The sequence below is a fragment of the Bradyrhizobium sp. 18BD genome (assembly GCF_054185225.1).
The window spans coordinates 1-21,728 of record NZ_JAVAYL010000039.1 but is presented as its reverse complement, the minus strand read 5'-3'; the positions used below and the strand labels follow the sequence as shown (position 1 = coordinate 21,728).

Below are 21,728 nucleotides of genomic sequence, written 5' to 3'. Positions count from 1 at the left end.
GTCCGTCGGAAAGATGATCGAACAACATCGTTGTCTCCAGGTTGAGTGCTTCAGCAACCTCAGTCTGGCCTCAGACCCGGTCGCTATCCACTCCCCATGGAATCTTCGCTGCGCTCGCAATGACGGAATGTGGGGCAACGGCCGGGCTAGCCGCCCAGCCACATCGTCAGCACCACCGCGGTCAGATTGTTCAGCGCGTGCAGGATGGTGGTGAGCCAGAGTGAGTTGGCGCGGTAACGCATGTAGCCGAACCAGAGGCCGATGGTGAAGACCTCGGCGAGGAAGTAGATGTCGTATTGCAGGTGGACGATGGTCCACACCAGCGACGACAGCAGGATCGCGCCGGGCACGCGCAGGAAGCTCGCCGACCAGCCGCGGAACAGAAATCCGCGCGCCAAAAACTCTTCCGACATCGGCGCGGCGACGCTGAAGGCGAACAGCAGCAGGAACGCCGCGCCCTTGTCGCGGCCGGATTTCAAGAGGTCGGTCATGAAGCCGGGCGTCGCCTCGCGGCCGAGGGCGCGCGACATCGTCTCCCAGGCCAGCACCAGCAGGATCAGGCCGACCGCGCCGAACAGGAGCTGTTTCCACGTTGGCCAATACAGCGCGAGATAGTCGATGAAGGAGGCCTTCTTGATGCGGATGGCGAGCCACACCGCAGCGACCGTCGTCGGCAACCCCATGGTCACCGACAGAGCCAGCGCCTGGGGCTCGTGGCCGACGAGCTCGACAGAGCTGAGGTTTGCGGGAAGACCACGCAGCAGCACCAGCAGAACGATCGCACCGATCTGCCCGACGAACATCGCGAAAAAGATGAAGAGGCCCCAGAGCGCCGTGCCCCAGAACTTCCAGACGCGCGGTGGCGCCGGCGTCACGGTCAGGGGCGGATGGTCGGGATTGAGGGAATCCATCAGGAGGCTTTCGTTGAAATCTACCGAGATGCCGTCATGCCCGGGCTTGTCCCGCCTGCGCGGCCGAAGCCGCTTCGGCGAGGCGAAGGCCCGGGCATCCACGACCTTCGGCCACGCGCCAAGACGTGGATGGCCGGGTCAAGCCCGGCCATGACGAGAGGTTAGAGTAGACGTTACTCACGGCAGCGCCCGCCCCAGCAACGCGCGGACGTCGACGCTGTCCAGCTCCACCGCGCCATACATGCTGGCGTGATTGGCGGTGAGGCGCGTCGTGGCAAACAGTTCGGCCTGGTGTGGCGAGACGCCGTTGAGCGCCGCGGCGGCGGCAAGCAGCGCCAGCTTCTCGACCGCGAGGCGCGCGACACGTTCGCCGTCAGCGCGGCGGAAGGTCTTTCCGATGAAGGCGGCCGCCTCGCCTGCCCCGGGCAGTCCCTTCGTCTCGACCGCCAGCGCTTGCAGCACCGACATCGCCGCCTCCGGCTCGCGCGAGAGCGCGCGGAGCACGTCGAGACACATCACGTTGCCTGAACCCTCCCAGATCGCATTGACCGGCGACTCCCGGTAGTGGCGCGCCAGGATACCATCCTCGACATAGCCGTTGCCGCCGAGGCACTCCATCGCCTCGTAGAGGAACGGCGGCGCGCTCTTGCAGGTCCAGTATTTGATCGCCGGCGTCAGCAGCCGCACATGGGCGGCCTCCGCCGCGTCGTGCGGCGTGCGGTCGAAGGCGCGGCAGAGCCGCATCACCAGCGCTGTGCTTGCCTCCACATGCAACGCCATGTCCGACAGCACAGCCTGCATCAAGGGCTGATCGGCGAGGTGCTTCTGGAACACGCTGCGGTGACGGGCGTGATGCAAGGCATGCGCGAGGCCCGAGCGCATCAGGCCGACCGAGGCGATCGCACAATCCTGCCGCGTCAGTTGCACCATCTGGATGATGGTGCGGATGCCCTTGCCCTCCTCGCCGACGCGCTCGGCATAGGCGCCGACGAACTCGACTTCGGAGGACGCATTGGAGCGGTTGCCGAGCTTGTCCTTCAGCCGCTGAAACTGGATCGCATTGACCGAGCCATCCGGCGCAAAGCGCGGCATGAAGAAACAGGTCAGTCCGTCGTCAGCCTGCGCCAGCACGAGGAACGCATCGCACATCGGCGCCGACATGAACCATTTGTGACCGGTGATGCGATAGGAACTGCCGTCGCGCGCCGCGCGCGTCATGTTGGCTCGGACGTCGGTGCCACCCTGCTTCTCGGTCATGCCCATGCCGAGCGTCATGCCGCGCTTCTCCGACCACGGCGCGAAGGTGGGATCGTAGCTCTTCGTCGACAGCACCGGCATCACCTTGCCGAGCAGGTCCGGCTGCATCGCCAGCGCGCCGACGGAGGCGCGCGTCATCGTGATCGGGCAGAGATGGCCGGTCTCCACCTGCGAGGCCATGTAGAATTTTGCCGCGCGAATGACCTCGGCGGCATGGCCGGCCGGCTTGCCGTCCACCGTCCACGTCGAATTGTGCACGCCCGCATGCGCGCTATGCGCCATCAGCTCGTGATAGGCGGGATGAAACTCGACCTGGTCGCGGCGGTTTCCTTTCGCATCGAATGTGCGCAGCTTCGGCGTGTTCTCGTTCGCAAGGCGCCCGCGATCGGCCATCGCGGATGAGCCCCAATGCTTGCCGAACTCGGACAGTTCCCGCTCCGCCGCCGCGCCGCCATTGGCCTTCACGGCATCGACGAGCGGCCGATCTACCGTGAAGAGATCGACGGCCTCGAACGGCGGCGATTGGTTGAAGACCTCATGGGTCGCAAAACTGGGCTGGGTCATCTTGCGTCCTCGGCGCGGAATCAGTTCCGCCGCGGCTGGATCGGGAAATCATAGGCCGCCCCGCCCGCCCCCGGCAGGGAAAAATGCCACCACTCCTTCGAATAGTTCACAAAGCCTTGCCTGGCCATTGCAGCCACCAGCCGCTTGCGCCAGGCGCGCTGCTCCGGCGTGATCGACGGTGCTGCGGTATGCCCCTTCATGTCGGTGCAATCATAACCGGTGCCCATATCGACGCTGCCTTCCGGCAGCCGTGCTTCGACCGGCGCCGTGCAGTCCGCATAGGTCTTTGACGGATCAATTTTGGCGGAATTATCGGCCTTGAGATCGACCAGCGTGAGGTCAAGCGCCGCACCGGTCGAATGCTGCGAGCGACTCGCGATGTAGCCGAGGCGAAACAGCTCGGTCTTCGGAATCTTTGGATTGTAGCGCCGCTCGGCGGCGGTCTCATGGCCGTTCTGCGACCACTTCACCATGTCGAGCGAAGCTCGCGCCGGCCGGTAGCAGTCGAACATTTTCAGCGAGAGATTTTGCGCCGCCAGCTCCTGCTGGACAGCCTTCAACCGGAGTCCCACTTCGCGCTTCACCACGCACTCGCCTGCGTTGTAACCGGCGAGCGGACGGCCGACGAAATTGTTCGCCGTCGCGTAGCGGATATCCTGGATGATGCTCGGATCAATCTCGCGCAGATAGACGAAGTCGCCGGGAAGCGATTGGGCATGGGCGGATGAGATTGAGGCGATTGCGACAAATGAGATCAAAAATGTCCTGACTAAGCGCATTCGCTCTCCCCTGTCATTCCGGGGCGATGCGAAGCGTCGAACCCGGAATCTCGAGATTCCGGGTCTGGCGCTCGCGCGCCATCCCGGAATGACTGAATGACCGACAGATCAGGGGATAACTCTGCTCCCTCCGATTGGCCCTTGCCCCACCCCCCATCCACGCCTATAGCTCTGCTTTTAATGACATCGAAATCGACCTTCGTCCTCGGCCACCGGCATTTGCTGGGCATCGAGGGCCTTTCCGCGGCCGACATCACCGGCCTGCTCGACCTGTCCGAAGAATATGTCGAGCTCAACCGCCAGGTTGACAAGAAGCGCACCGTCCTGCGTGGACGGACGCAAGTAAACCTCTTCTTCGAGGCCTCAACCCGGACCCAATCCTCGTTCGAACTTGCCGGCAAGCGGCTCGGTGCGGACGTCATGAACATGTCGGTCGCCTCCTCGTCCATCAAGAAGGGCGAGACGCTGATCGACACCGCGATGACGCTCAACGCGATGCATCCGGACATCCTGGTGATGCGCCATCACGCCTCCGGCGCGGTGGAACTGCTGGCCCGCAAGGTTGACGGTTCCGTGATCAATGCCGGCGACGGCGCCCATGAGCATCCGACCCAGGCGCTGCTCGACGCGCTCACCATTCGCCGCAACAAGGGCCGCATCGAGGGGCTCGTGGTTGCGATCTGCGGCGACGTGCTGCATTCGCGCGTCGCCCGCTCCAACATCATCCTGCTCAACACCATGGGCGCCCGCGTCCGCGTCGTCGGTCCCTCCACGCTGCTGCCGCCCGGCATCGAGCGGATGGGCGTCGAGGTTGCGCGCGACATGCGCGAGGGTCTCAACGGCGCCGACATCGTCATGATGCTGCGGCTCCAGCGCGAGCGCATGAACGGCTCCTTCGTGCCGTCGTCCTCGGAGTACTTCAACTATTTCGGGCTCGACCAGAAGAAGCTCGCTTACGCCAAGCCGGATGCGCTCGTGATGCATCCCGGCCCGATGAACCGCGGCGTCGAGATCGACACCGCGGTCGCCGACGGCGCGCAATCCCTGATCCGCGAACAGGTGGAGATGGGCGTCGCCGTGCGCATGGCGGTGCTGGAAGCGCTCGCCCGTAATCTGCCGAACGCGTGATGCCGATGCTGACCGACCGCCGCCCGATCCTGCTCGCCAACGCCCGCGTCGTCGATCCCTCCCGGGATTTCGACGGTGTCGGCGACGTCCTGATTGCCGACGGCACCATCCGCGAGACCCGCCGCGGCATTGGCGCGGCCGGCGTCCCCGAGGGCACCGACGTCGTCAACTGCTCCGGCAAGATCGTGGCCCCCGGCCTGGTCGACATGCGCGCCTTCGTCGGCGAGCCCGGCTTCAGCCATCGCGAGACCTTCGCTTCGGCAAGCCAGGCGGCCGCGACCGGCGGCATCACCACCATCATCTGCCAGCCCGACACCCTGCCCGTCGTCGACAATTCGGCGACCGTCGACTTCGTGATGCGGCGCGCCCGCGACACCGCGATCGTCAACATCCAGCCGATGGCGGCGCTCACCAAGGGCATGCGCGGCGAGGAGATGACCGAGTTCGGCCTGCTCAAGGCCGCCGGCGCCGTCGCTTTCAGCGATGGCGACAGAAGCGTCACCAATGCGCAGGTGATGCGCCGCGCGCTCACCTACGCCCGCGATTTCGACGCGCTGATCGTGCACTACTGCGAGGACCCGCATCTGGTCGGCGAAGGCGTGATGAACGAGGGCGAGTTCGCCACAAGGCTCGGCCTGATGGGCATCCCGAACGCCGCCGAAGCTGTCATGCTCGAGCGCGACATGCGCCTCGTCGCGCTGACCGGCGGCCGCTATCACGCCGCCTCGCTCTCCTGCACCGACTCGCTCGACATCCTCAAGCGCGCCCGCGATGCCGGGCTTGCCGTCAGTGCCTCGGTCTCGATCAACCACCTCGCGCTGAACGAGAACGACATCGGCCCCTACCGGACGTTCCTGAAACTGTCGCCGCCGCTGCGCACCGAGGACGACCGCCGCGCGCTGGTCGCCGCCGTCGCTTCCGGCCTCGTTGACGTCATCATGTCCGATCACAATCCGCAGGACGTCGAGGTCAAGCGCCTGCCGTTCGCGGAAGCAGCCCCCGGTGCCGTCGGGCTCGAGACCATGCTGCCCGCCGGCCTCCGGCTGGTCCATAATGGCGAGCTGGAGCTGACGACGCTGATCCGCGCGATGTCGACCCGGCCGGCGGAACTGCTCGGCCTGCCGGGCGGAACCCTGCGCGCGGGCGCACCGGCTGATGTCATTGTGATCGATCCCGATGTGCCCTGGGTGGTCGATCCCGCCGATCTCAAATCGCCCTGCAAGAACACCCCGTTCGACGAGGCCCGCTTTACAGGGCGCGTGGTGCGGACCATTGTCGGCGGACGGACGGTCTACGAACATGTCTGACAGGCGAATTCATGCGTGGCGTCTCGGTTCGACATGGAGATGCAACCATGGGGCTTGAAGCCTTCCTGCCGGTGGCCTTCGTCATCGGCTATCTCCTCGGCTCGATTCCGTTCGGGCTGGTCCTGACCAAGCTCGCCGGCACGCAGGATCTGCGCTCGATCGGCTCCGGCAATATCGGCGCCACCAACGTGCTGCGCACCGGACGCAAGGGCCTTGCCGCGGCGACCCTGCTGCTCGATGCGCTCAAGGGCACCGCGGCGGTGGTGTTATCAGGCTATCTGGCGGGTCCGAATGCTGCGATGCTGGCCGGGCTCGGCGCGTTCCTCGGTCACCTCTTTCCCGTCTGGCTAAAATTCCGCGGCGGCAAGGGCGTCGCGGTCTATATCGGCATCATGCTCGGCCTGTTCTGGCCCGGCGCGGTGGTGTTCTGCCTGATCTGGCTCGCGACCGCCTTCACCACCCGCTACTCCTCGCTGTCGGCGCTGGTCGCAGCCTTCATCACGCCGCTGTTCCTGTGGTGGTTCGGCCAGCTCGCGCTCGCAGCCCTCGCCGCCGTGCTGACCATGCTGCTGTTCTACATGCATCGCGAGAACATCAAGCGATTGCAATCTGGAAAAGAAGGCCGGATCGGCGAGAAGGCCTAAGTAGCGTTTTCGAGCGAAGTGGGTACCGGTTCGCGTCAAGAAAACGCGTCAAGACAAGAAGCCGGAAAAAGTACGGATACCGCCGCAGAGCCTCCGCATTATATGCCAAATCCTGTTCGCAACTCTCAGCCGCCTCACGGCCGGGAGTGGCGAACAGGTTCCATGCCTGTCATCCTGACAGAAGAAATGGCGTTACGCGGTTGCTCAGAATGAGCGAGAAGATTGTCGGCACGCATATCGATGGTGGTTCGCAAGGTGCGGCGCGCACCGCTGCAAGCCGACTGCTCTTGACGACCAACATCTGGTCGGATGCGCCCGTGTCTGCGCCAGAACCCGCTCCGGTTCTGCCACCAGCACCGCTACCGGCTCCTGCCGCACCAGCTCCGCGCGAGGTCGTAGTCAAAGCAGCGCCAGTCGCGTCTGCACCGACACGCTCCAACCAATGGCCGCCACGAAAACTCTCGCTCGCCCTCCAGGGCGGCGGCACCTTTGCCGCCTTCACCTGGGGCGTGCTAGAGCGACTGCTGGAGCAGCCTGACATCCAATTCGACACGATCAGTGGCGCCAGCGCCGGCGCGATCAACGCGCTGCTGCTGGCGTCCGGCCTCGCCGAAGGCGGCCGCGAAGCCGCGCGCTCGCGGCTGAACCGGTTCTGGGTCCGCCTGATGCACGAGGCCTCGTTCCGCTCGCTGATGCTGGTTGGCGGCTTCTCGGCGGCGGGAAGCTCGGTCGCGTTCGGGCCGACGCTGCGCTCCGGCCAGTTCGATCCGTTCGATCTCGACCCGCTGCGGCAGGCGCTGTCGCGCGACATCAATTTCGCGGCCTTGCGCGAGCCGAGCTGCCCGAAACTGCTGATTGCGGCGACGCGCATTCGCGACGGCCGGCAGCAGATTTTTCGCAACGACGGCATCACCGCCGACGTTGCGCTGGCCTCGACGTGCCCGCCCCTGGTTCACTGCGCCGTCGAGATCGACGGCGAGGCCTATTGGGACGGCGGTTTTGGCGGCAATCCGCCATTGGTGAAGCTGGTGCAGGAATCGGCGACTTCCGATCTCCTCCTCGTCCAGGTCACGCCCGCGCGCGACAGCTACGTGCCGATCACGCTCGCCGCGATCGACCGCCGGCTCGACCAGATCGCCGCCAACGCCGCGCTCAACGCCGAAATCGCGGCGATCGAATGGGCACAATCGCACGCAGCATCCTCGCTGCGGCTGTCCAGGATCGCGGCAGAAGACTCCGTTGACGGGCTGGCGCAGCGCTCGTCGACCGATCTCGGCCGTGGCTTCATCCGCCTCCTGCACCGCAGCGGCCGTGAAGCCGCCGAGCGCTGGCTCGGCCAAGGCGCGACGGGCGCCGAGGCCCAACGCGCTTTGGCCGCTGCCGAACCGGCGCTAGCCTGATTTCGCCAGCGCATCCTCCAGGAACCACGCCGCAGCAAGCGCGCCGGAATCGTTGCCGAAGCGCGCGATCACCTGCACGCCGATCGGCAGGCCGTCGACCTTGAGCACGGGCACGTTGACGCAAGGATTGCCCATCAGCGTCCAGAGCCGGTTGTAGCGGGGATCGCCCGTCGTCGCGAGCTCCTTGGCGGGCGGCGTGCCCGGCGCCGAATAGGTCAGGAGCACGTCGAAACCCTCGAACAGCTCGCCAAGCTCGCGGCGGCCACGGCGGCTGATCCGCCGCGCCTCGTCATAATCCTTCGGCGTCAGCCCGACCGATTGATCGAGGCTGGCCCGCAGCATCGGCGCGATCTCGTCATGACGCTCGGAAAACTCCCAGGCGAGCGCGCGGTGCGCCTCGAATTCCTGGATGATGGGATGGATGCGCCAGGCTTCCTGCACTGCCTCGGGCAGATCGATGATCTGCACGCTGGCCCCCGCCTTCTCGGCCGCCTTGATCGCGGCCTGCAGGCCCTGCTCGGCCGAGGCGTCCACAGCGCCGGCAAATTCCTGCCTGACCACGCCGATGCGCGGCGCCTTCGCCGCGACGATGCCGGAGAATTCGGTACGCCCGGTCATCGCGAGCAATCCGCGCGCAAGATCCTCGGCGCGGGCCCCGAACAGGCCGACGGTGTCGAGCGCCCACGAATAGCACTTCACGCCGACCGTCGGCAGCATCCGGAACGACGGCTTGATCGCGGCCGTGCCGCAATAGGCGGCGGGCCGGATCACCGAGCCGCCGGTCTGGGTGCCCAGCGCCAGCGGGATCATGCCGGCGCCGACGGCCGCCGCCGAACCCGAGGACGAGCCGCCCGGGGTATGGCCGAGGTTATGGGGATTGAGCGTCGGGGTCGGATCGCGCGAGGCGAATGCCGTGGTCGTGGTCTTGCCGATGATGGTGGCGCCGGCCCGTTTCAGCATCATCACGACAGGCGCATCGCTGCGCGGCTGCCAGCCGCGATAGATCTCCGAGCCCATCTCGGTCGGCATATTGGCGGTGTCGATGATGTCCTTGATGCCGACGGCGATGCCCCGCAGCGGGCCGGCGCCTTGCGCCTTCGCAGCCTTGTCGTGACGAACGAAGGCGCGAACGTCCTTCTCTTTGGCCTCGATCGCCGCATGCGACTGGGCGATGGCGTCATCGGGCGAAAGCTCCCCCGCTTCGATGCGGCGCTGGAGGTCGGCGAGTGAGATCATGGCAATACCCTTCTTATTGGCATCGCTTTTAGCATCGGGGCGCGACCGCGCAAGCGCACGTCCCTGTTGCCCACGCCCTCAGGTTGTTCCATGCTGCCCCCACAAGGAGACGCCGTGGACGCCATCAATCCCAGTGTGGAGCTGACTGAGGCCGAGAGGCTCGACCGCCTGCGGCTGATCCGCTCCGACAATGTCGGGCCGCGCACCTTCCGCTCGCTGGTCGATCATTTCGGCAGCGCGCATGCCGCGTTGGAGCGGCTGCCGGATCTGGCGCGCCGCGGCGGTGCGGCGCGATCGGGGCGCATTTGCAGCGTGGACGAGGCGAAGGCCGAGCTCGTCGCAAGCCGCAAGTTCGGCATCGCCTGGCTCGCGCCCGGCGAGGACGGCTATCCGGCACGGCTGGCGATGATCGACGATGCGCCGCCGCTGCTCGCCGTGCGCGGCGACACCAAAACCCTGATGCGGCCGGTGATCGCCATCGTCGGCTCGCGCAATGCCTCCGGCGCCGGCTTGAAATTCGCCGGCCAGCTGGCGCGCGAGCTTGGCGAAGCCGGCTTCATCATCATCTCGGGGCTCGCGCGCGGCGTCGATCAGGCCGCGCATCGCACCAGCGTCGAGAGCGGCACGATCGCCGTGCTCGCCGGCGGCCATGACTGCATCTATCCGCCCGAGCATGGCGACCTGCTCACCGCGATCCTCGATCACCAGGGCGCGGCGATCTCCGAGATGCCGCTCGGCCATGAGCCCCGGGCCCGCGACTTCCCCCGCCGCAACCGGCTGATCTCGGGCGCCTCGCTCGGCGTGATCGTGGTGGAAGCCGCCCATCGCTCGGGCTCGCTGATCACCGCACGCATGGCGGCCGAACAGGGCCGCGAGGTCTTTTCCGTGCCCGGCTCGCCGCTCGACCCACGTGCTGCCGGCACCAATGACCTGATCAAGCAGGGCGCAACGCTGGTCACCGAAGCCGCCGACATCATCAACGCGGTTCAGCCGATCATGGAGCGGCCGCTGATGATTCCTGCGAGCGAGCCCGACAGCGAGCCGTTCGAGAGCGATCCGCAAGGGCATGATCGCGACCAGATCACCGGCCTGCTCGGCCCTGCCCCGATCTCGATCGACGATCTCGTGCGGATGTCCGGCGCCTCGCCCGCGATCGTGCGCACGGTGCTGCTTGAGCTGGAGCTCGCCGGCCGGCTCGAACGCCATGGCGGCGGATTGGTGTCGCTGCTTTAGACCTAGCCGTCGTTGCGCCGATCGAATTGCTTACGCGCAGCCTCGATCTGCATCAGGTGGTCCATGGCCCACTGCCCGAGCGCCTTCACCGGCTGTTGCAGCCCGCGGCCGAGGTCGGTCAGCTCGTAATCGACGCGCGGCGGAATGGTCGGAAAGATCGTGCGCGTGACGAGGCCGTCGCGCTCCAATCCGCGCAAGGTCAATGTCAGCATTCGCTGCGAGATGCCGCTGATTATGCGCTTCAGCTCATTGAAGCGCTTGGGCCCGTCGCTCAGGTTCATGATGACGAACACGCTCCATTTGTCGCCGACCCGCGAGAGGACCGAGGCCACGCCGCGGCAGTCGGCATGGTCGGGACTCGGTAGCTGCGGAGCAGGCAAATCGGTGTGTGCAGGTTTCAATAATGTGCTCATGGCTCAAAAAAGTGCGTTCTTGCGGGGATTTCGATGGTCACTCATGTAGTGCGGGTTACAAATCTATACCATAGGTGACCCCAATGAAACTCCTCCATATCGACTCCAGCGTGCTCGGCCCCCACTCCGTCTCCCGGCAGGTTTCCGCCGCCATCGTCGACCGTCTCCGGCAGACGACGCCCTCGCTTCAGCTCGTCTATCGCGACCTGACCCAGACCCCGCTAGCCCACCTCTCCGGCTCGCATCTGGCAGCCGCGCAAGGAGCGCCTGCGCCCGCGGAACTCGGCCCCGACCTTGCCGCGAGCGCGGCGGTGCTGAACGAGTTCCTCGATGCCGACACCGTCGTGATCGGCGCGCCCATGTACAATTTCACCATTCCGAGCCAGCTCAAGGCCTGGATCGACCGTGTTCTCGTGGCAGGGAAAACCTTCAAATACGACGCGAACGGTCCGCAGGGCCTTGCCGGCAACAAGCGCGTGATCGTGGCGATCTCCCGCGGCGGCTATTACGGTCCGGGCACGCCGGCGGCCTCGCTCGAGCATCTCGAAACCTATCTGCGTGGCGTGTTCGCGTTCATGGGGATTACCAGCCCTGAATTCATTGTCGCCGACGGCATTCAGGTCGGCCCTGAGCATCGCGAGAAGGCGCTGGCCGGGGCGCTTCAGGCCGCCACCTCCTTGCGCGCCGCGTAAGGGTTCGACACCAGCCGCTGCCGGACCCCGGCGGCGGCTGACAGTTCGGCGGCGCTAAAACCAGGCGCCCTGAATTCCCAGAATGACGGCGATGAGCGAGACGAAAAGGCCGATGCCGGAAAAAAGCGCCACCCCGATCAGTTCGGACGTGTCGGAGCGTTTGGCGGGAATGGCGGAACGTTCGGTGTAAATACGCGGTGCTGAAATCGACGGAAAAACGCGAGCTGCCTTTGGCATCACGGGCTCCTTTTGAAAATGAGTCTTATGACCCCGCCCGTAAAAATGTCTGCGCAGCAGATGTGAAGGTTCAACGCCTCACGCAAGGTTCAGAAAAATACATCCATCGAAGTGTGGGAACCGGCCGGCGCAACCACGGCGATCGCGCCGACCGATTCAATTTTCAATTGAATTGATCAGCCGCGATAGATCGGCGCGCCGCTCGGCGAGGCCACCGCGCCGCCATCGACGAAGATCTCCTGACCCTGGATGTGCGCGGCATCATCTGAGGCGAGGAACAACACCGTCTTCGAAATGTGATCCGGTTCACCAATGCGCCCAAGCGGCGTCGTCAGCGCGATGCGCTTCTCGAACGCTTTCTCTGCTTCAGGCGTTGCGATCGCCGCGCCCCAGATCGGCGTGCGGATCGCGCCGGGCGCAACGACGTTGACGCGAATGCCGCGCGGTGACAGTTCCGACGCCATGATCCGCGCCATCGCGCGCACGCCGGCCTTCGCCGCGCCGTAAGCGGAGTAGCCGGGAATGCCGAGCACCGAGATCACCGAGCCGTTGAGGATGATCGAGGCGTTGTCGTTCAGATAGGGCAGCGCGGACTGCACGGTGAAGAACACGCCGGTGAGGTTCGTGCTGATCACCTTCTCGAAAACCTCCAACGTCGCCGAGCCGAGCGGCGTGCCGCCGGGAATGCCGGCATTGGCGAACACGATGTCGAACTTGCCGAACTTTTCGGCACCCTGCTTAATCGCGGCCTCGGTCGCGGCGATGTCGGTGGCGTCGGCGACGAGCGCGAGCACGTTCGGGCCGAGCTCCTTGGCGGCAGCAGCCAGCGTCTCCTTGTTGCGCCCGGTGATCACCACCTTCGCGCCCTCGGCCACGAACAGCTTTGCCGTCGCAAGGCCAATGCCGCTGTTGCCGCCCGTAATCAATGCCGTCTTGTTCTTCAGCCTCATGCTCGTCTCCAGTGGTTGCATAATGAAACTATATTGCCATCTAGGGCAAATGGTTTTATGATGCAACCACACAAGCGCGTGATCTGTGTCGAAATCGGGTGATCGCGACAGGACGACGACGATGGTGAAACGAACGAGTTTTGAGGGTGACGGCTGCCCGGTCGCGCGGTCGCTGGAGGCGATCGGCGACTGGTGGACGCTCCTGATCATCCGCGAAGCGATGCTCGGCGTGAGCCGCTTCGGCGAGTTTCAGAGCAAGCTCGGCATGGCCAAGAACATCTTGTCGGCCCGGCTGCGATCGATGCTCGACCACGGCATTCTGACGATGACCCCTGCCTCCGACGGCAGCGCCTACCAGGAATATGTCCTGACGCCGAAGGGACGCGGCCTCTTCCCGATTCTGGTCGCGCTCCGGCAATGGAGCGAGGAGTTCGACGATACGCCTGAGGAGATCGACACCATCATGGTCGATCGCGCCAAAGGCCGCCCGGTGAAGAAGCTCGAGCTGCACGCCGAGGATGGACGGCTGCTCAGCCTCGCCGACATCACGCTGAAGCCGCGGCCGGCACCGCGGCGGCGATCGGCTTGAGTGACATTGCTTTTGCGAATCCCGGATTACGCTTCGCTCCATCCGGGCTACTGCATCAGCTCATGCTACCGGGCATGAAGCACCGCACCTTCGGATGACCGTCCAGGTAATGCTAGTTGGCCTAAACAGCGTTCGTCAGGTCGTCGACATCGGCCTTGCTTGCGGCCTGCCCTTCGGTAACGGCCAATTCGAAGCCGAGCTTCCTGCCCTCCGCGAGGCCCTGCGCAATCATGCGTACGACAACATCGGTTTCGTCGCTTGTCAGCCGCCTGAGCGACCCCCACGACTTCAGGATTTGGCGGGCGCGCCACAAATCCGTCCCGACGAATGGAAGCGGCTTGATTGACATCTCCGCAAACCTCCAATTTCGCGAAAACAATCTACCACGGGCGCAAGTCCTCCAGGCATGCATTTTATCCGCCGAAACAGGATGCCCGTTCGACAGACCGCATGCCAATGGCGACAACGCGGAGGGACTTGTACAAAAGATAGACGGCGTCGAGAATGGCTAGACAGCCTAACGTGGCACCACCATGCCCCTGCTCGCCATCGTCTATTTTTCCATCTCCGGCACCACCGAGAAGCTGGCGCATGCGGTGGCGCGCGGCGCGGCCGGGATGGCGGAGATCGCGCTTTGCCAGATCACCGGCGACGACATCGTGTCGGGCCGATTTCAGAGTGAGGGCCTGCTGGAGACGGTCGACCGCGCCGGCGCGGTCGCATTTGGCAGCCCCACCTACATGGGCGGGCCCGCGGCGCAATTCAAAGCGTTTGCAGACGCTTCAAGCGACCGATGGACCCAGCAGCGATGGGCCAACAAGATCGCAGCCGGATTCACGACGGGTGCCTGCGCGGGCGGCGATCAACTGCACACGTTGACCTATCTTTCCATTCTGGCGGCCCAACACGGCATGCTCTGGTGCGGACTGGATATTCCGGGCGGAGAGGATCCGGGCGGCCGCAATCGTCTGGGCAGCCAGCTTGGACTGGCGACGCATCTGGTCGACGGCGCCTTGCCACAGAGCGATTTAAGCACAGCCGAATATCTCGGCGAGCGATTGGCCAAAATGGCTGATCGCAACGGCTAACCACACCGTCATTGCGAGGAGCCCTTGCGACGAAGCAATCCAGAATCCCTCCGCGGAAAGAGTCTGGATTGCTTCGCTACGCTCGCAATGACGAGGTTAGAGCGGCGCGCTCAACTCTCCGACCGTCACCCCCGCGCAATGGCGAAGCCATTGTCGCTGGAGGCGCTCGCCTCTTCGGCGAGCCTCGAAGGGCGACAGCCCGGCTGCAGCGGCATCCCGGCCGTGCATCCTTCGAGGCTCGTCCTGCGTTGCAGGACGAGCACCTCAGGATGACGGGTCAAGTAGCAGCGTGCTCAGTCGCACGCCGCCCCAGCCCTCACGACAGCCTGCGCTTGCTCCGCAGACGCAGGTGCTCGTCGGCTTCCAGCTTGGTCATGCCCAAGAGATAATGCAGCACGTCGAGCTTGTGGCGCTCGGCCAGCTTGCGCAATGCGCCCACCTGCTCGGCGATGAAGGCGACGGCCTCATCGACGCCGCCCTCCCCCGGTTCCTCGTTGCGCGAGCCTCCCCGCGCGCCCGACGCGGCGCGCGCTCGTTTCTTTCCTGGCTTTGTCACCAGACCCCACCCGAATCCATGCCCCGAAGGAACTCTACGCCGACACCGGCCACAACTCCAAGGTGGTATTTCGCAACTTTCTCGATATGAAACTTTTCCCATTTCTGAGGCTTTCAACACCCCCCGATTTGACAGGGACCGCCTCACCACCCATGTTCGGGTCGAAACGGCCGATCCGAATCTGATCGAATTTGGCCCAAGATTTTCCCGTAAGTTACTGGAACTACATGAATATCGTCATTGTGGAGTCGCCGGCGAAAGCCAAGACGATCAACAAGTATTTGGGCTCGTCCTACGAGGTTCTGGCCTCGTTCGGCCATGTCCGCGACTTGCCCGCGAAGAACGGTTCCGTCGATCCCGACGCAAATTTCAAGATGATCTGGGAGGTCGACCCCAAGGCGGCCGGCCGGCTCAACGATATCGCCAAGTCGCTGAAGGGCGCCGACCGCCTGATTCTGGCGACCGACCCTGATCGCGAAGGCGAGGCCATCTCCTGGCACGTGCTGGAGGTGATGAAAGAGAAGCGCGCGCTGAAGGATCAGAAGATCGAGCGCGTGGTGTTCAACGCCATCACCAAGCAGGCCGTCACGGACGCGATGAAGCATCCGCGCGAGATCGACGGTGCGCTGGTCGACGCCTATATGGCGCGCCGTGCGCTGGACTATCTCGTCGGCTTCACCCTGTCCCCCGTGCTGTGGCGCAAGCTGCCGGGCGCCCGCTCGGCGGGCCGCGTGCAGTCAGTGGCGCTGCGCCTCGTCTGCGACCGCGAGCTCGAGATCGAAAAGTTCGTGCCGCGCGAATACTGGTCGCTGATCGCGACCCTGCTGACGCCGCGCGGCGATGCGTTCGAGGCCCGCCTCGTCGGCGCCGACGGCAAGAAGATCCAGCGGCTCGACGTCGGCAGCGGCGCGGAAGCCGAAGACTTCAAGAAGGCGCTGGAAGCAGCCGCCTACGCCGTCACCGCGGTCGACGCGAAGCCGGCCCGCCGCAATCCGCAGTCCCCCTTCACCACCTCGACCCTGCAGCAGGAGGCCAGCCGCAAATACGGCTTTGCGCCGGCGCACACCATGCGCATCGCCCAGCGCCTCTATGAAGGCATCGACATCGGCGGCGAGACCACCGGACTCATTACTTATATGCGTACCGACGGCGTGCAGATCGCGCCCGAGGCGATCACCCAGGCGCGCAAGGTGATCGGCGAGGATTACGGCAACGCCTACGTGCCGGACGCCCCGCGCCAGTACCAGGCCAAGGCCAAGAACGCCCAGGAGGCGCACGAAGCGATCCGCCCGACCGACCTTTCCCGCCGTCCCGACACCATGAACCGCAAGCTCGATGCCGACCAGGCGCGGCTCTACGAGCTGATCTGGAAGCGCACCATTGCGAGCCAGATGGAATCGGCCGAGCTGGAGCGCACCACCGTCGACATCACGGCGAAGGCGGGCTCCCGCACGCTGGAGCTGCGCGCCACCGGCCAGGTCGTCAAGTTCGATGGTTTTCTGGCGCTCTACCAGGAAGGCCGCGACGACGAGGAGGACGAAGATTCCCGCCGTCTGCCGGCGATGAGCTCGGGCGACGCGTTGAAGCGGCAGTCGCTCGCCGTCACCCAGCATTTCACCGAGCCGCCGCCGCGCTTCTCGGAAGCATCGCTCGTCAAGCGCATGGAAGAGCTCGGCATCGGCCGGCCCTCGACCTATGCCTCGATCCTGCAGGTGCTGAAGGACCGCGGCTACGTCAAGCTCGAGAAGAAGCGCCTGCATGGCGAGGACAAGGGCCGCGTCGTGGTCGCGTTCCTCGAAAGCTTCTTTGCCCGCTACGTCGAATACGATTTCACCGCCTCTCTGGAGGAGCAGCTCGACCGTATCTCCAACAACGAGATCTCCTGGCAGCAGGTGCTAAAGGATTTCTGGACCGGCTTCATCGGCGCCGTCGACGACATCAAGGATCTGCGCGTCGCGCAGGTGCTCGACGTGCTCGACGACATGCTGGGCCAGCACATCTATCCGCCCCGCGCGGATGGCGGCGATATCAGGCAGTGCCCGAGCTGCGGCAACGGCCGGCTCAATCTGAAGGCCGGCAAGTTCGGCGCCTTCGTCGGCTGCTCGAACTATCCGGAGTGCCGCTACACCCGTCAGCTCGCCGCCGACAGCGAGGCGACCGCCGACCGTTCGCTCGGCCAGGATCCCGATACGGGTCGCGATGTCTGGGTCAAGGCCGGCCGCTTCGGGCCCTACATCCAGCTCGGCGAGCAGAAGGATTATGAGGAAGGCGAGAAGCCGAAGCGCGCGGGCATCCCGAAGGGCACCTCGCCCGGCGATATCGAGCTCGAGCTTGCGCTGAAGCTGCTGTCGCTGCCGCGCGAGATCGGCAAGCATCCGGAGACCGGTCAGCCGATCACGGCGGGCCTCGGCCGCTTCGGGCCGTTCGTGAAACATGAGAAGACCTATGCCAGCCTCGAGAGCGGCGACGAGGTCTTCGACATCGGTCTCAACCGCGCGGTCACGCTGATCGCCGAGAAGGTTGCCAAGGGCCCGAGCCGGCGCTTCGGCGCTGATCCCGGCAAGGCGATCGGCGATCATCCGACGCTCGGCACCATCACCGTGAAGAGCGGCCGTTACGGCGCCTACGTCACCGCAGGCGGCGTCAACGCGACCATCCCGGCCGAGTTCGAAAAGGACGCGGTCACGGTCGCACAGGCGATCGCGCTGATCGACGAGCGCGCGGCCAAGGGCGGCGGCAAGGCGAAGGCGAAGAAGGCGGCGAAGCCCGCCAAGGCCAAGAAGACTGCAGAGAAGGCCGCGGACGGCGATGACGCCGCCCCGAAGAAGAAACCGGCCGCGAAGAAAGCGGCCAAATCGAAAACTGAATCCACCAGCAAGGCGCGCGCCGCGGTGCCGTCGACAGCAAAGACGTCGCCGACCAAGTCCGCCGCCAGCAAGGCTCCGGCCAAGAAGAGTGCCGGCAAGACTTAGATCAAGAATAAGAGGTTAAGTGAAACGCAAGAATGGCCATGGCTTTCCCGACCGGAGCGCCATCGTCGCCTTCATCAAGGCAAATCCAGGAAAGGTGGGAACTCGCGAAATTGCGCGCGAGTTCGGCCTGAAGAACGCCGATCGCGTCGAGCTCAAGCGCATGCTGCGCGAGCTCGCCGATGATGGGACCATCAAGAAAAAGCGCCACAAGGTGTCCGAACCGGACGCGCTGCCGCCGACGCTGCTCGCCGACATCACCGGCCGCGACCGCGACGGCGAGCTGATCGCCTCCCCCGCCGAATGGGACGAGGTCGAGAGCGGCGAGCCGCCAAAGATCCTTATCGAGATGCCGCGCCGACCCAGGCCCGGCACCGCCGCCGGTGTCGGTGACCGCGCCCTGCTTCGCGTCGAATGCACGGACGATGACGTAGGCCCGGCCTATCGCGGCCGCATCATCAAGATCATCGACAAGGCCAAGAGCCGCATCCTCGGCGTGTTCCGCAGCCTTCCCGAAGGCGGCGGACGGCTCGTCCCCGTCGACAAGAAGTTCGCCGACCGCGAGCTGAATATCGCGAAGACCGATACTGATGGCGCGCAGGACGGCGACCTCGTCAGCGTCGACATCGTTCGCACCCGTGGCTTTGGCCTCGCTTCCGGCCGCGTGAAGGAAAAGCTCGGCTCGGTCAGGTCGGAGAAGGCGATCAGCCTGATCGCGATCTACGCCCACGACATTCCGCTGAATTTCTCCTCCGCCGCCGAGCACGAGGCGGAAGCCGCTGAGCCCGCGAACCTTAAGGGGCGCGAGGATTGGCGCGACGTTCCGCTCGTCACCATCGATCCGCCGGACGCGAAGGATCACGACGACGCGGTGCATGCGCAGCCCGATGACGATCCGAACAACAAGGGCGGCTTCATCGTCAACGTCGCCATTGCCGATGTGAGTTTCTACGTCCGGCCGGGCTCGGCGCTCGACCGCGACGCGCTCGATCGCGGCAACTCGGTCTATTTCCCCGACCGCGTCGTGCCGATGCTGCCGGAGCGCATCTCCAACAATCTCTGCTCGCTGGTGCCGGGCGAGCCGCGCGGCGCGCTCGCGGTCCGCATGGTGCTCGGCCCCGACGGCCGCAAGCGCTCGCATACGTTCCACCGCATCCTGATGCGCTCGGCGGCCAAGCTCAGCTACGCGCAGGCGCAGGCCGCGATCGACGGACGGCCCGACGACACCACCGGCCCCCTGCTCGATCCGATCCTGAAGCCGCTCTACGCCGCTTACGCCTGCGCCAAGCGCGCACGCGACGAGCGCGATCCGCTCAATCTCGATCTGCCCGAGCGCAAGATTCTTTTGAAGAGCGACGGCACGGTCGACCGCGTCGTCGTCCCCGAGCGGCTCGATGCGCATAAGCTGATCGAGGAGTTCATGATCCTCGCCAATGTCGCGGCCGCGGAGATGCTGGAGAAGAAATCGCTCCCGCTGATCTACCGCGTGCATGACGAGCCGACGCTGGAGAAGGTCCACGCGCTCGCGGAATTCCTGGAGACGCTGGACGTCCCCTTCGCCAAATCAGGCGCGCTGCGGCCGACATTGTTCAACCGTGTGCTGGCCCAGCTCGAGGGCCATGACTACTATCCGCTCGTGAGCGAGGTGGTGCTGCGCGCCCAGGCGCAGGCGGAATATTCCTCGGAGAATTACGGACATTTTGGCCTGAATTTGCGCCGCTACGCCCATTTCACCTCGCCGATCCGCCGCTATGCCGACCTCGTCGTGCACCGCGCGCTGGTCCGCGCGCTCGGGCTCGGCGAAGGCGCCCTGCCCGACAGCGAGACACCGGAAAGTCTTGGCGAGGTCGCGGCCCATATCTCGGTGACCGAACGGCGCGCGATGAAGGCGGAGCGCGAGACCGTCGACCGCCTGATCGCCCATCATCTCGCCGACCGCATCGGCGCGAGTTTCCAGGGCCGCGTCTCCGGCGTCACCCGCGCCGGCCTGTTCGTGAAGCTCGCCGAGACCGGCGCCGACGGATTGATCCCGATCCGATCCCTTGGCACGGAATATTTCAACTATGACGAGAGCCGCCACGCCTTGGTCGGCACGCGCAGCCGCACCATGTACCAGCTCGGCGACGTCGTCGACGTCCGTCTGATCGAAGCCGCCCCCATCGCCGGCGCGCTGCGTTTCGAGCTGCTGTCGTCCTCCAGCGAGACCGCGCCGCGCGACCGCAGGCAGCCTGGTCCGCAACGCCGCCCCTCGATCAAGGCCCATCCCGGCCGCAGCCCGGAGAGAAAACGCAAGCCGCCGAAGCCAAAGCCGGGCAAGAAGAAGGGCAAAGGGAAGAACAAGGGCAAAGGCAAGGGCCAGAAGGGCAACCCATGGTGACAAGCACAGCCCCGAAGATCTGGACGCGCGAGACCGGCCTCGTCGAGAAGCGCGACGTCTGGACCGCGATGAGGCGCGGCTTTCGCGGCCGCTGCCCGCGCTGCGGCGAGGGCAAGCTGTTCCGCGCCTTCCTGAAGACCGCCGACAATTGCTCGGTCTGCGACCTCGATTTCACCCCGCACCGCGCCGACGATTTGCCCGCCTATCTCGTCATCGTCATCGTCGGCCACATCGTGGTGCCCGCGATCCTCTGGATCGAGACCAATTACACCACGCCGGTCTGGCTCAGTTTTGCGGCCTACCTGCCCTTCACCTTCTTCGCATCGCTTGCGCTGTTGCAGCCGGTGAAGGGAGCTGTGGTCGGCCTGCAATGGGCTCTGCGCATGCACGGCTTTGACGAGAACCCTCCGGATGGTATTCCGCCGGTCTAAGCAAATAATCAAAAAGCGGTTTGGGTGAGGACATGACGGATACGTCGCAGGCAAACGAGAAGGCCAGGATCCACGAGGGCAAGGAAGCCGATCATCATCCCTATTTCCGCCCGAAGGATGCCGCGACGCTGATCCTGGTCGATCGCAGCGGCAGCATTCCAAAGGTTCTGGTCGGCAAGCGCCACGACAAGGTGGTGTTCATGCCCGGAAAGTTCGTCTTCCCCGGCGGCCGCGTCGACAAGGACGATTATCGCGTGCCTTGTGCCGCGCCCATCACCGCCGAGCTGGAAGCCAATCTCGCCAAGGGCAGCCCGAAGACGCCGGCCTCGCGCGCAAAGTCGCTTGCGGTTGCCGCGATCCGCGAAGCCTGCGAGGAAACCGGCCTCTGCCTCGGCCGCAAGACCGAGGGCAAAGCAAAGCTCGAAGGCGCCTGGAAGCCCTTTGCAGATGCGGGCCTCCTGCCCGACCCGTCCAGCCTGTTCCTGATCGCGCGCGCGATCACCCCGCCCGGCCGCGTCAAGCGGTTCGACACGCGCTTCTTCACCGCGGATGCCTCCGCGATCACCCACCACGTCGAGGGCGTGATCCATGCAGATGCCGAGCTGGTCGAGCTGGTCTGGGTCGAGCTCGGCTCGAAGCCGCTTGCCGATCTGCATCCGATGACGCGCAACGTCCTCAACGAGCTCGACACCCGCCTTGCCACCGGCCCGCTCCGTCACGACGCGCCGGTGCCGTTCTTCCATTTCTACGGCGGCAAGATGCAGAAGGATATTTTGGGCTAAGGACTCTTGTAGCCCGGATGGAGCGCAGCGAAATCCGGGGCATCTCCATCGCGGAGGGTGAACTGCACCCCTGTAGTGAGACACGATAATCAGGGACAGGTGCCTGCCGCTTGAGGCGGCAGGGCGGGTTGATGGGTTAGGGGCGGGTTGCGGGGCTGCTGCGCAGCAGCCCCGCAACCTGGTAG

Annotated in this window: 21 protein-coding genes; 12 read left to right on the top strand and 9 right to left on the bottom strand. The window is 65.2% G+C overall.

The features are described 5' to 3' along the window. Positions 1 to 146: 146 nt before the first annotated feature. The 3 genes from RAD16_RS39860 to RAD16_RS39850 form a co-directional block, all read right to left on the bottom strand. Positions 147 to 911 (bottom strand): CPBP family intramembrane glutamic endopeptidase, encoded by a 765-nt coding sequence (locus RAD16_RS39860; protein ID WP_458163474.1) that lies wholly within the window; start codon positions 909 to 911, stop codon positions 147 to 149. 177 nt (positions 912 to 1,088) lie between these two features. Next, positions 1,089 to 2,732: an acyl-CoA dehydrogenase family protein gene (locus tag RAD16_RS39855; RefSeq protein ID WP_458163472.1), complete on the bottom strand. Its 1,644-nt coding sequence runs from the start codon at positions 2,730 to 2,732 to the stop codon at positions 1,089 to 1,091. 20 nt (positions 2,733 to 2,752) lie between these two features. Beyond that, a complete protein-coding gene (locus RAD16_RS39850; RefSeq protein WP_458163470.1) occupies positions 2,753 to 3,511 on the bottom strand; it encodes a M15 family metallopeptidase in 759 nt (252 codons plus the stop codon). A 180-nt stretch (positions 3,512 to 3,691) separates the two neighbouring features. Between RAD16_RS39850 and RAD16_RS39845 the strand changes: the two genes are divergently transcribed. The 4 genes from RAD16_RS39845 to RAD16_RS39830 all read left to right on the top strand — a co-directional run bounded on the left by RAD16_RS39845 (position 3,692) and on the right by RAD16_RS39830 (position 7,990). After that, the gene (locus tag RAD16_RS39845; protein ID WP_097663180.1) at positions 3,692 to 4,639 is read left to right on the top strand and encodes an aspartate carbamoyltransferase catalytic subunit; all 948 of its coding nucleotides are present in this window, start codon (positions 3,692 to 3,694) and stop codon (positions 4,637 to 4,639) included. Between the two features lie 5 nt (positions 4,640 to 4,644). Continuing rightward, on the top strand, positions 4,645 to 5,946 hold the full coding sequence (locus RAD16_RS39840; protein WP_458163476.1) for a dihydroorotase: 1,302 nt from the start codon (positions 4,645 to 4,647) through the stop codon (positions 5,944 to 5,946). 47 nt (positions 5,947 to 5,993) lie between these two features. Next, positions 5,994 to 6,590, top strand: a complete 597-nt coding sequence (gene plsY, locus RAD16_RS39835) for a glycerol-3-phosphate 1-O-acyltransferase PlsY (protein WP_458163468.1) — start codon at positions 5,994 to 5,996, stop codon at positions 6,588 to 6,590. 209 nt (positions 6,591 to 6,799) lie between these two features. Continuing rightward, a complete protein-coding gene (locus RAD16_RS39830) occupies positions 6,800 to 7,990 on the top strand; it encodes a patatin-like phospholipase family protein (RefSeq protein WP_458163466.1) in 1,191 nt (396 codons plus the stop codon). Here the strand turns inward: RAD16_RS39830 and RAD16_RS39825 are convergent. Further along, a complete protein-coding gene (locus RAD16_RS39825; RefSeq protein ID WP_458163464.1) occupies positions 7,982 to 9,226 on the bottom strand; it encodes an amidase in 1,245 nt (414 codons plus the stop codon). The two genes, RAD16_RS39830 and RAD16_RS39825, sit on opposite strands and share 9 nt — an antisense overlap. A gap of 90 nt (positions 9,227 to 9,316) precedes the next feature. Here RAD16_RS39825 and dprA point away from each other — a divergent pair, with 90 nt between their 5' ends. Further along, the gene (dprA, locus tag RAD16_RS39820) at positions 9,317 to 10,459 is read left to right on the top strand and encodes a DNA-processing protein DprA (protein ID WP_458163462.1); all 1,143 of its coding nucleotides are present in this window, start codon (positions 9,317 to 9,319) and stop codon (positions 10,457 to 10,459) included. Positions 10,460 to 10,461: 2 nt separating this feature from the next. Here the strand turns inward: dprA and RAD16_RS39815 are convergent, their stop codons facing one another. Continuing rightward, on the bottom strand, positions 10,462 to 10,872 hold the full coding sequence (locus RAD16_RS39815) for a winged helix-turn-helix transcriptional regulator (RefSeq protein ID WP_458163460.1): 411 nt from the start codon (positions 10,870 to 10,872) through the stop codon (positions 10,462 to 10,464). 83 nt (positions 10,873 to 10,955) lie between these two features. Here RAD16_RS39815 and RAD16_RS39810 point away from each other — a divergent pair, with 83 nt between their 5' ends. Beyond that, a complete protein-coding gene (locus tag RAD16_RS39810; protein WP_458163458.1) occupies positions 10,956 to 11,564 on the top strand; it encodes an FMN-dependent NADH-azoreductase in 609 nt (202 codons plus the stop codon). Positions 11,565 to 11,618: 54 nt separating this feature from the next. Here the strand turns inward: RAD16_RS39810 and RAD16_RS39805 are convergent, their stop codons facing one another. Further along, positions 11,619 to 11,801 carry a hypothetical protein gene (locus RAD16_RS39805; RefSeq protein WP_458163456.1) on the bottom strand — a complete coding sequence of 61 codons (183 nt, stop codon included), beginning with the start codon at positions 11,799 to 11,801 and terminating at the stop codon, positions 11,619 to 11,621. Between the two features lie 176 nt (positions 11,802 to 11,977). Next, entirely contained in the window at positions 11,978 to 12,751 is a 774-nt protein-coding gene (locus RAD16_RS39800; protein ID WP_458163454.1) for an SDR family oxidoreductase, read from the bottom strand. 121 nt (positions 12,752 to 12,872) lie between these two features. On the opposite strand from RAD16_RS39800, the gene RAD16_RS39795 reads away from it, so the two are divergent. Further along, positions 12,873 to 13,340 carry a winged helix-turn-helix transcriptional regulator gene (locus tag RAD16_RS39795; protein WP_458163452.1) on the top strand — a complete coding sequence of 156 codons (468 nt, stop codon included), beginning with the start codon at positions 12,873 to 12,875 and terminating at the stop codon, positions 13,338 to 13,340. Positions 13,341 to 13,461: 121 nt separating this feature from the next. Here RAD16_RS39795 and RAD16_RS39790 read toward each other — a convergent pair whose 3' ends face one another. Then, positions 13,462 to 13,689 (bottom strand): hypothetical protein, encoded by a 228-nt coding sequence (locus RAD16_RS39790; protein WP_458163450.1) that lies wholly within the window; start codon positions 13,687 to 13,689, stop codon positions 13,462 to 13,464. A 184-nt stretch (positions 13,690 to 13,873) separates the two neighbouring features. Here RAD16_RS39790 and RAD16_RS39785 point away from each other — a divergent pair, with 184 nt between their 5' ends. After that, positions 13,874 to 14,428, top strand: coding sequence for a flavodoxin family protein (locus RAD16_RS39785; protein ID WP_458163448.1), 555 nt, complete (start codon positions 13,874 to 13,876; stop codon positions 14,426 to 14,428). A 316-nt stretch (positions 14,429 to 14,744) separates the two neighbouring features. Here the strand turns inward: RAD16_RS39785 and RAD16_RS39780 are convergent, their stop codons facing one another. Further along, the gene (locus RAD16_RS39780) at positions 14,745 to 14,984 is read right to left on the bottom strand and encodes a hypothetical protein (protein ID WP_458163446.1); all 240 of its coding nucleotides are present in this window, start codon (positions 14,982 to 14,984) and stop codon (positions 14,745 to 14,747) included. Positions 14,985 to 15,211: 227 nt separating this feature from the next. Between RAD16_RS39780 and topA the strand changes: the two genes are divergently transcribed. Genes topA through RAD16_RS39760 form a run of 4 tightly spaced genes read left to right on the top strand, consistent with a single transcriptional unit; the run spans position 15,212 to position 21,543 of the window. Continuing rightward, positions 15,212 to 17,956, top strand: a complete 2,745-nt coding sequence (gene topA, locus RAD16_RS39775) for a type I DNA topoisomerase (protein WP_458163444.1) — start codon at positions 15,212 to 15,214, stop codon at positions 17,954 to 17,956. Between the two features lie 19 nt (positions 17,957 to 17,975). Next, positions 17,976 to 20,330, top strand: a complete 2,355-nt coding sequence (gene rnr / locus RAD16_RS39770) for a ribonuclease R (RefSeq protein WP_458163442.1) — start codon at positions 17,976 to 17,978, stop codon at positions 20,328 to 20,330. Beyond that, on the top strand, positions 20,324 to 20,761 hold the full coding sequence (locus tag RAD16_RS39765; RefSeq protein WP_458163440.1) for a DUF983 domain-containing protein: 438 nt from the start codon (positions 20,324 to 20,326) through the stop codon (positions 20,759 to 20,761). Before rnr ends, RAD16_RS39765 begins: the two co-directional genes overlap by 7 nt. Positions 20,762 to 20,793: 32 nt before the next feature. Continuing rightward, a complete protein-coding gene (locus RAD16_RS39760) occupies positions 20,794 to 21,543 on the top strand; it encodes an NUDIX hydrolase (RefSeq protein WP_458163438.1) in 750 nt (249 codons plus the stop codon). The last annotated feature ends 185 nt before the right edge of the window (positions 21,544 to 21,728 follow it).

Coding starts and splice junctions, on each gene's coding strand:
- RAD16_RS39845 (WP_097663180.1), top strand. CDS start 3,692: ATGACATCGAAATCGACCTTCGTCCTCGGCCACCGGCATTTGCTGGGC.
- RAD16_RS39815 (WP_458163460.1), bottom strand. CDS start 10,872: ATGAGCACATTATTGAAACCTGCACACACCGATTTGCCTGCTCCGCAG.
- RAD16_RS39765 (WP_458163440.1), top strand. CDS start 20,324: ATGGTGACAAGCACAGCCCCGAAGATCTGGACGCGCGAGACCGGCCTC.
- RAD16_RS39825 (WP_458163464.1), bottom strand. CDS start 9,226: ATGATCTCACTCGCCGACCTCCAGCGCCGCATCGAAGCGGGGGAGCTT.
- plsY (WP_458163468.1), top strand. CDS start 5,994: ATGGGGCTTGAAGCCTTCCTGCCGGTGGCCTTCGTCATCGGCTATCTC.
- topA (WP_458163444.1), top strand. CDS start 15,212: ATGAATATCGTCATTGTGGAGTCGCCGGCGAAAGCCAAGACGATCAAC.
- RAD16_RS39805 (WP_458163456.1), bottom strand. CDS start 11,801: ATGCCAAAGGCAGCTCGCGTTTTTCCGTCGATTTCAGCACCGCGTATT.
- RAD16_RS39855 (WP_458163472.1), bottom strand. CDS start 2,732: ATGACCCAGCCCAGTTTTGCGACCCATGAGGTCTTCAACCAATCGCCG.
- RAD16_RS39760 (WP_458163438.1), top strand. CDS start 20,794: ATGACGGATACGTCGCAGGCAAACGAGAAGGCCAGGATCCACGAGGGC.
- RAD16_RS39860 (WP_458163474.1), bottom strand. CDS start 911: ATGGATTCCCTCAATCCCGACCATCCGCCCCTGACCGTGACGCCGGCG.
- RAD16_RS39785 (WP_458163448.1), top strand. CDS start 13,874: ATGCCCCTGCTCGCCATCGTCTATTTTTCCATCTCCGGCACCACCGAG.
- RAD16_RS39795 (WP_458163452.1), top strand. CDS start 12,873: ATGGTGAAACGAACGAGTTTTGAGGGTGACGGCTGCCCGGTCGCGCGG.
- dprA (WP_458163462.1), top strand. CDS start 9,317: ATGCTGCCCCCACAAGGAGACGCCGTGGACGCCATCAATCCCAGTGTG.
- RAD16_RS39830 (WP_458163466.1), top strand. CDS start 6,800: ATGAGCGAGAAGATTGTCGGCACGCATATCGATGGTGGTTCGCAAGGT.
- RAD16_RS39800 (WP_458163454.1), bottom strand. CDS start 12,751: ATGAGGCTGAAGAACAAGACGGCATTGATTACGGGCGGCAACAGCGGC.
- RAD16_RS39850 (WP_458163470.1), bottom strand. CDS start 3,511: ATGCGCTTAGTCAGGACATTTTTGATCTCATTTGTCGCAATCGCCTCA.
- RAD16_RS39790 (WP_458163450.1), bottom strand. CDS start 13,689: ATGTCAATCAAGCCGCTTCCATTCGTCGGGACGGATTTGTGGCGCGCC.
- RAD16_RS39810 (WP_458163458.1), top strand. CDS start 10,956: ATGAAACTCCTCCATATCGACTCCAGCGTGCTCGGCCCCCACTCCGTC.
- RAD16_RS39840 (WP_458163476.1), top strand. CDS start 4,645: ATGCTGACCGACCGCCGCCCGATCCTGCTCGCCAACGCCCGCGTCGTC.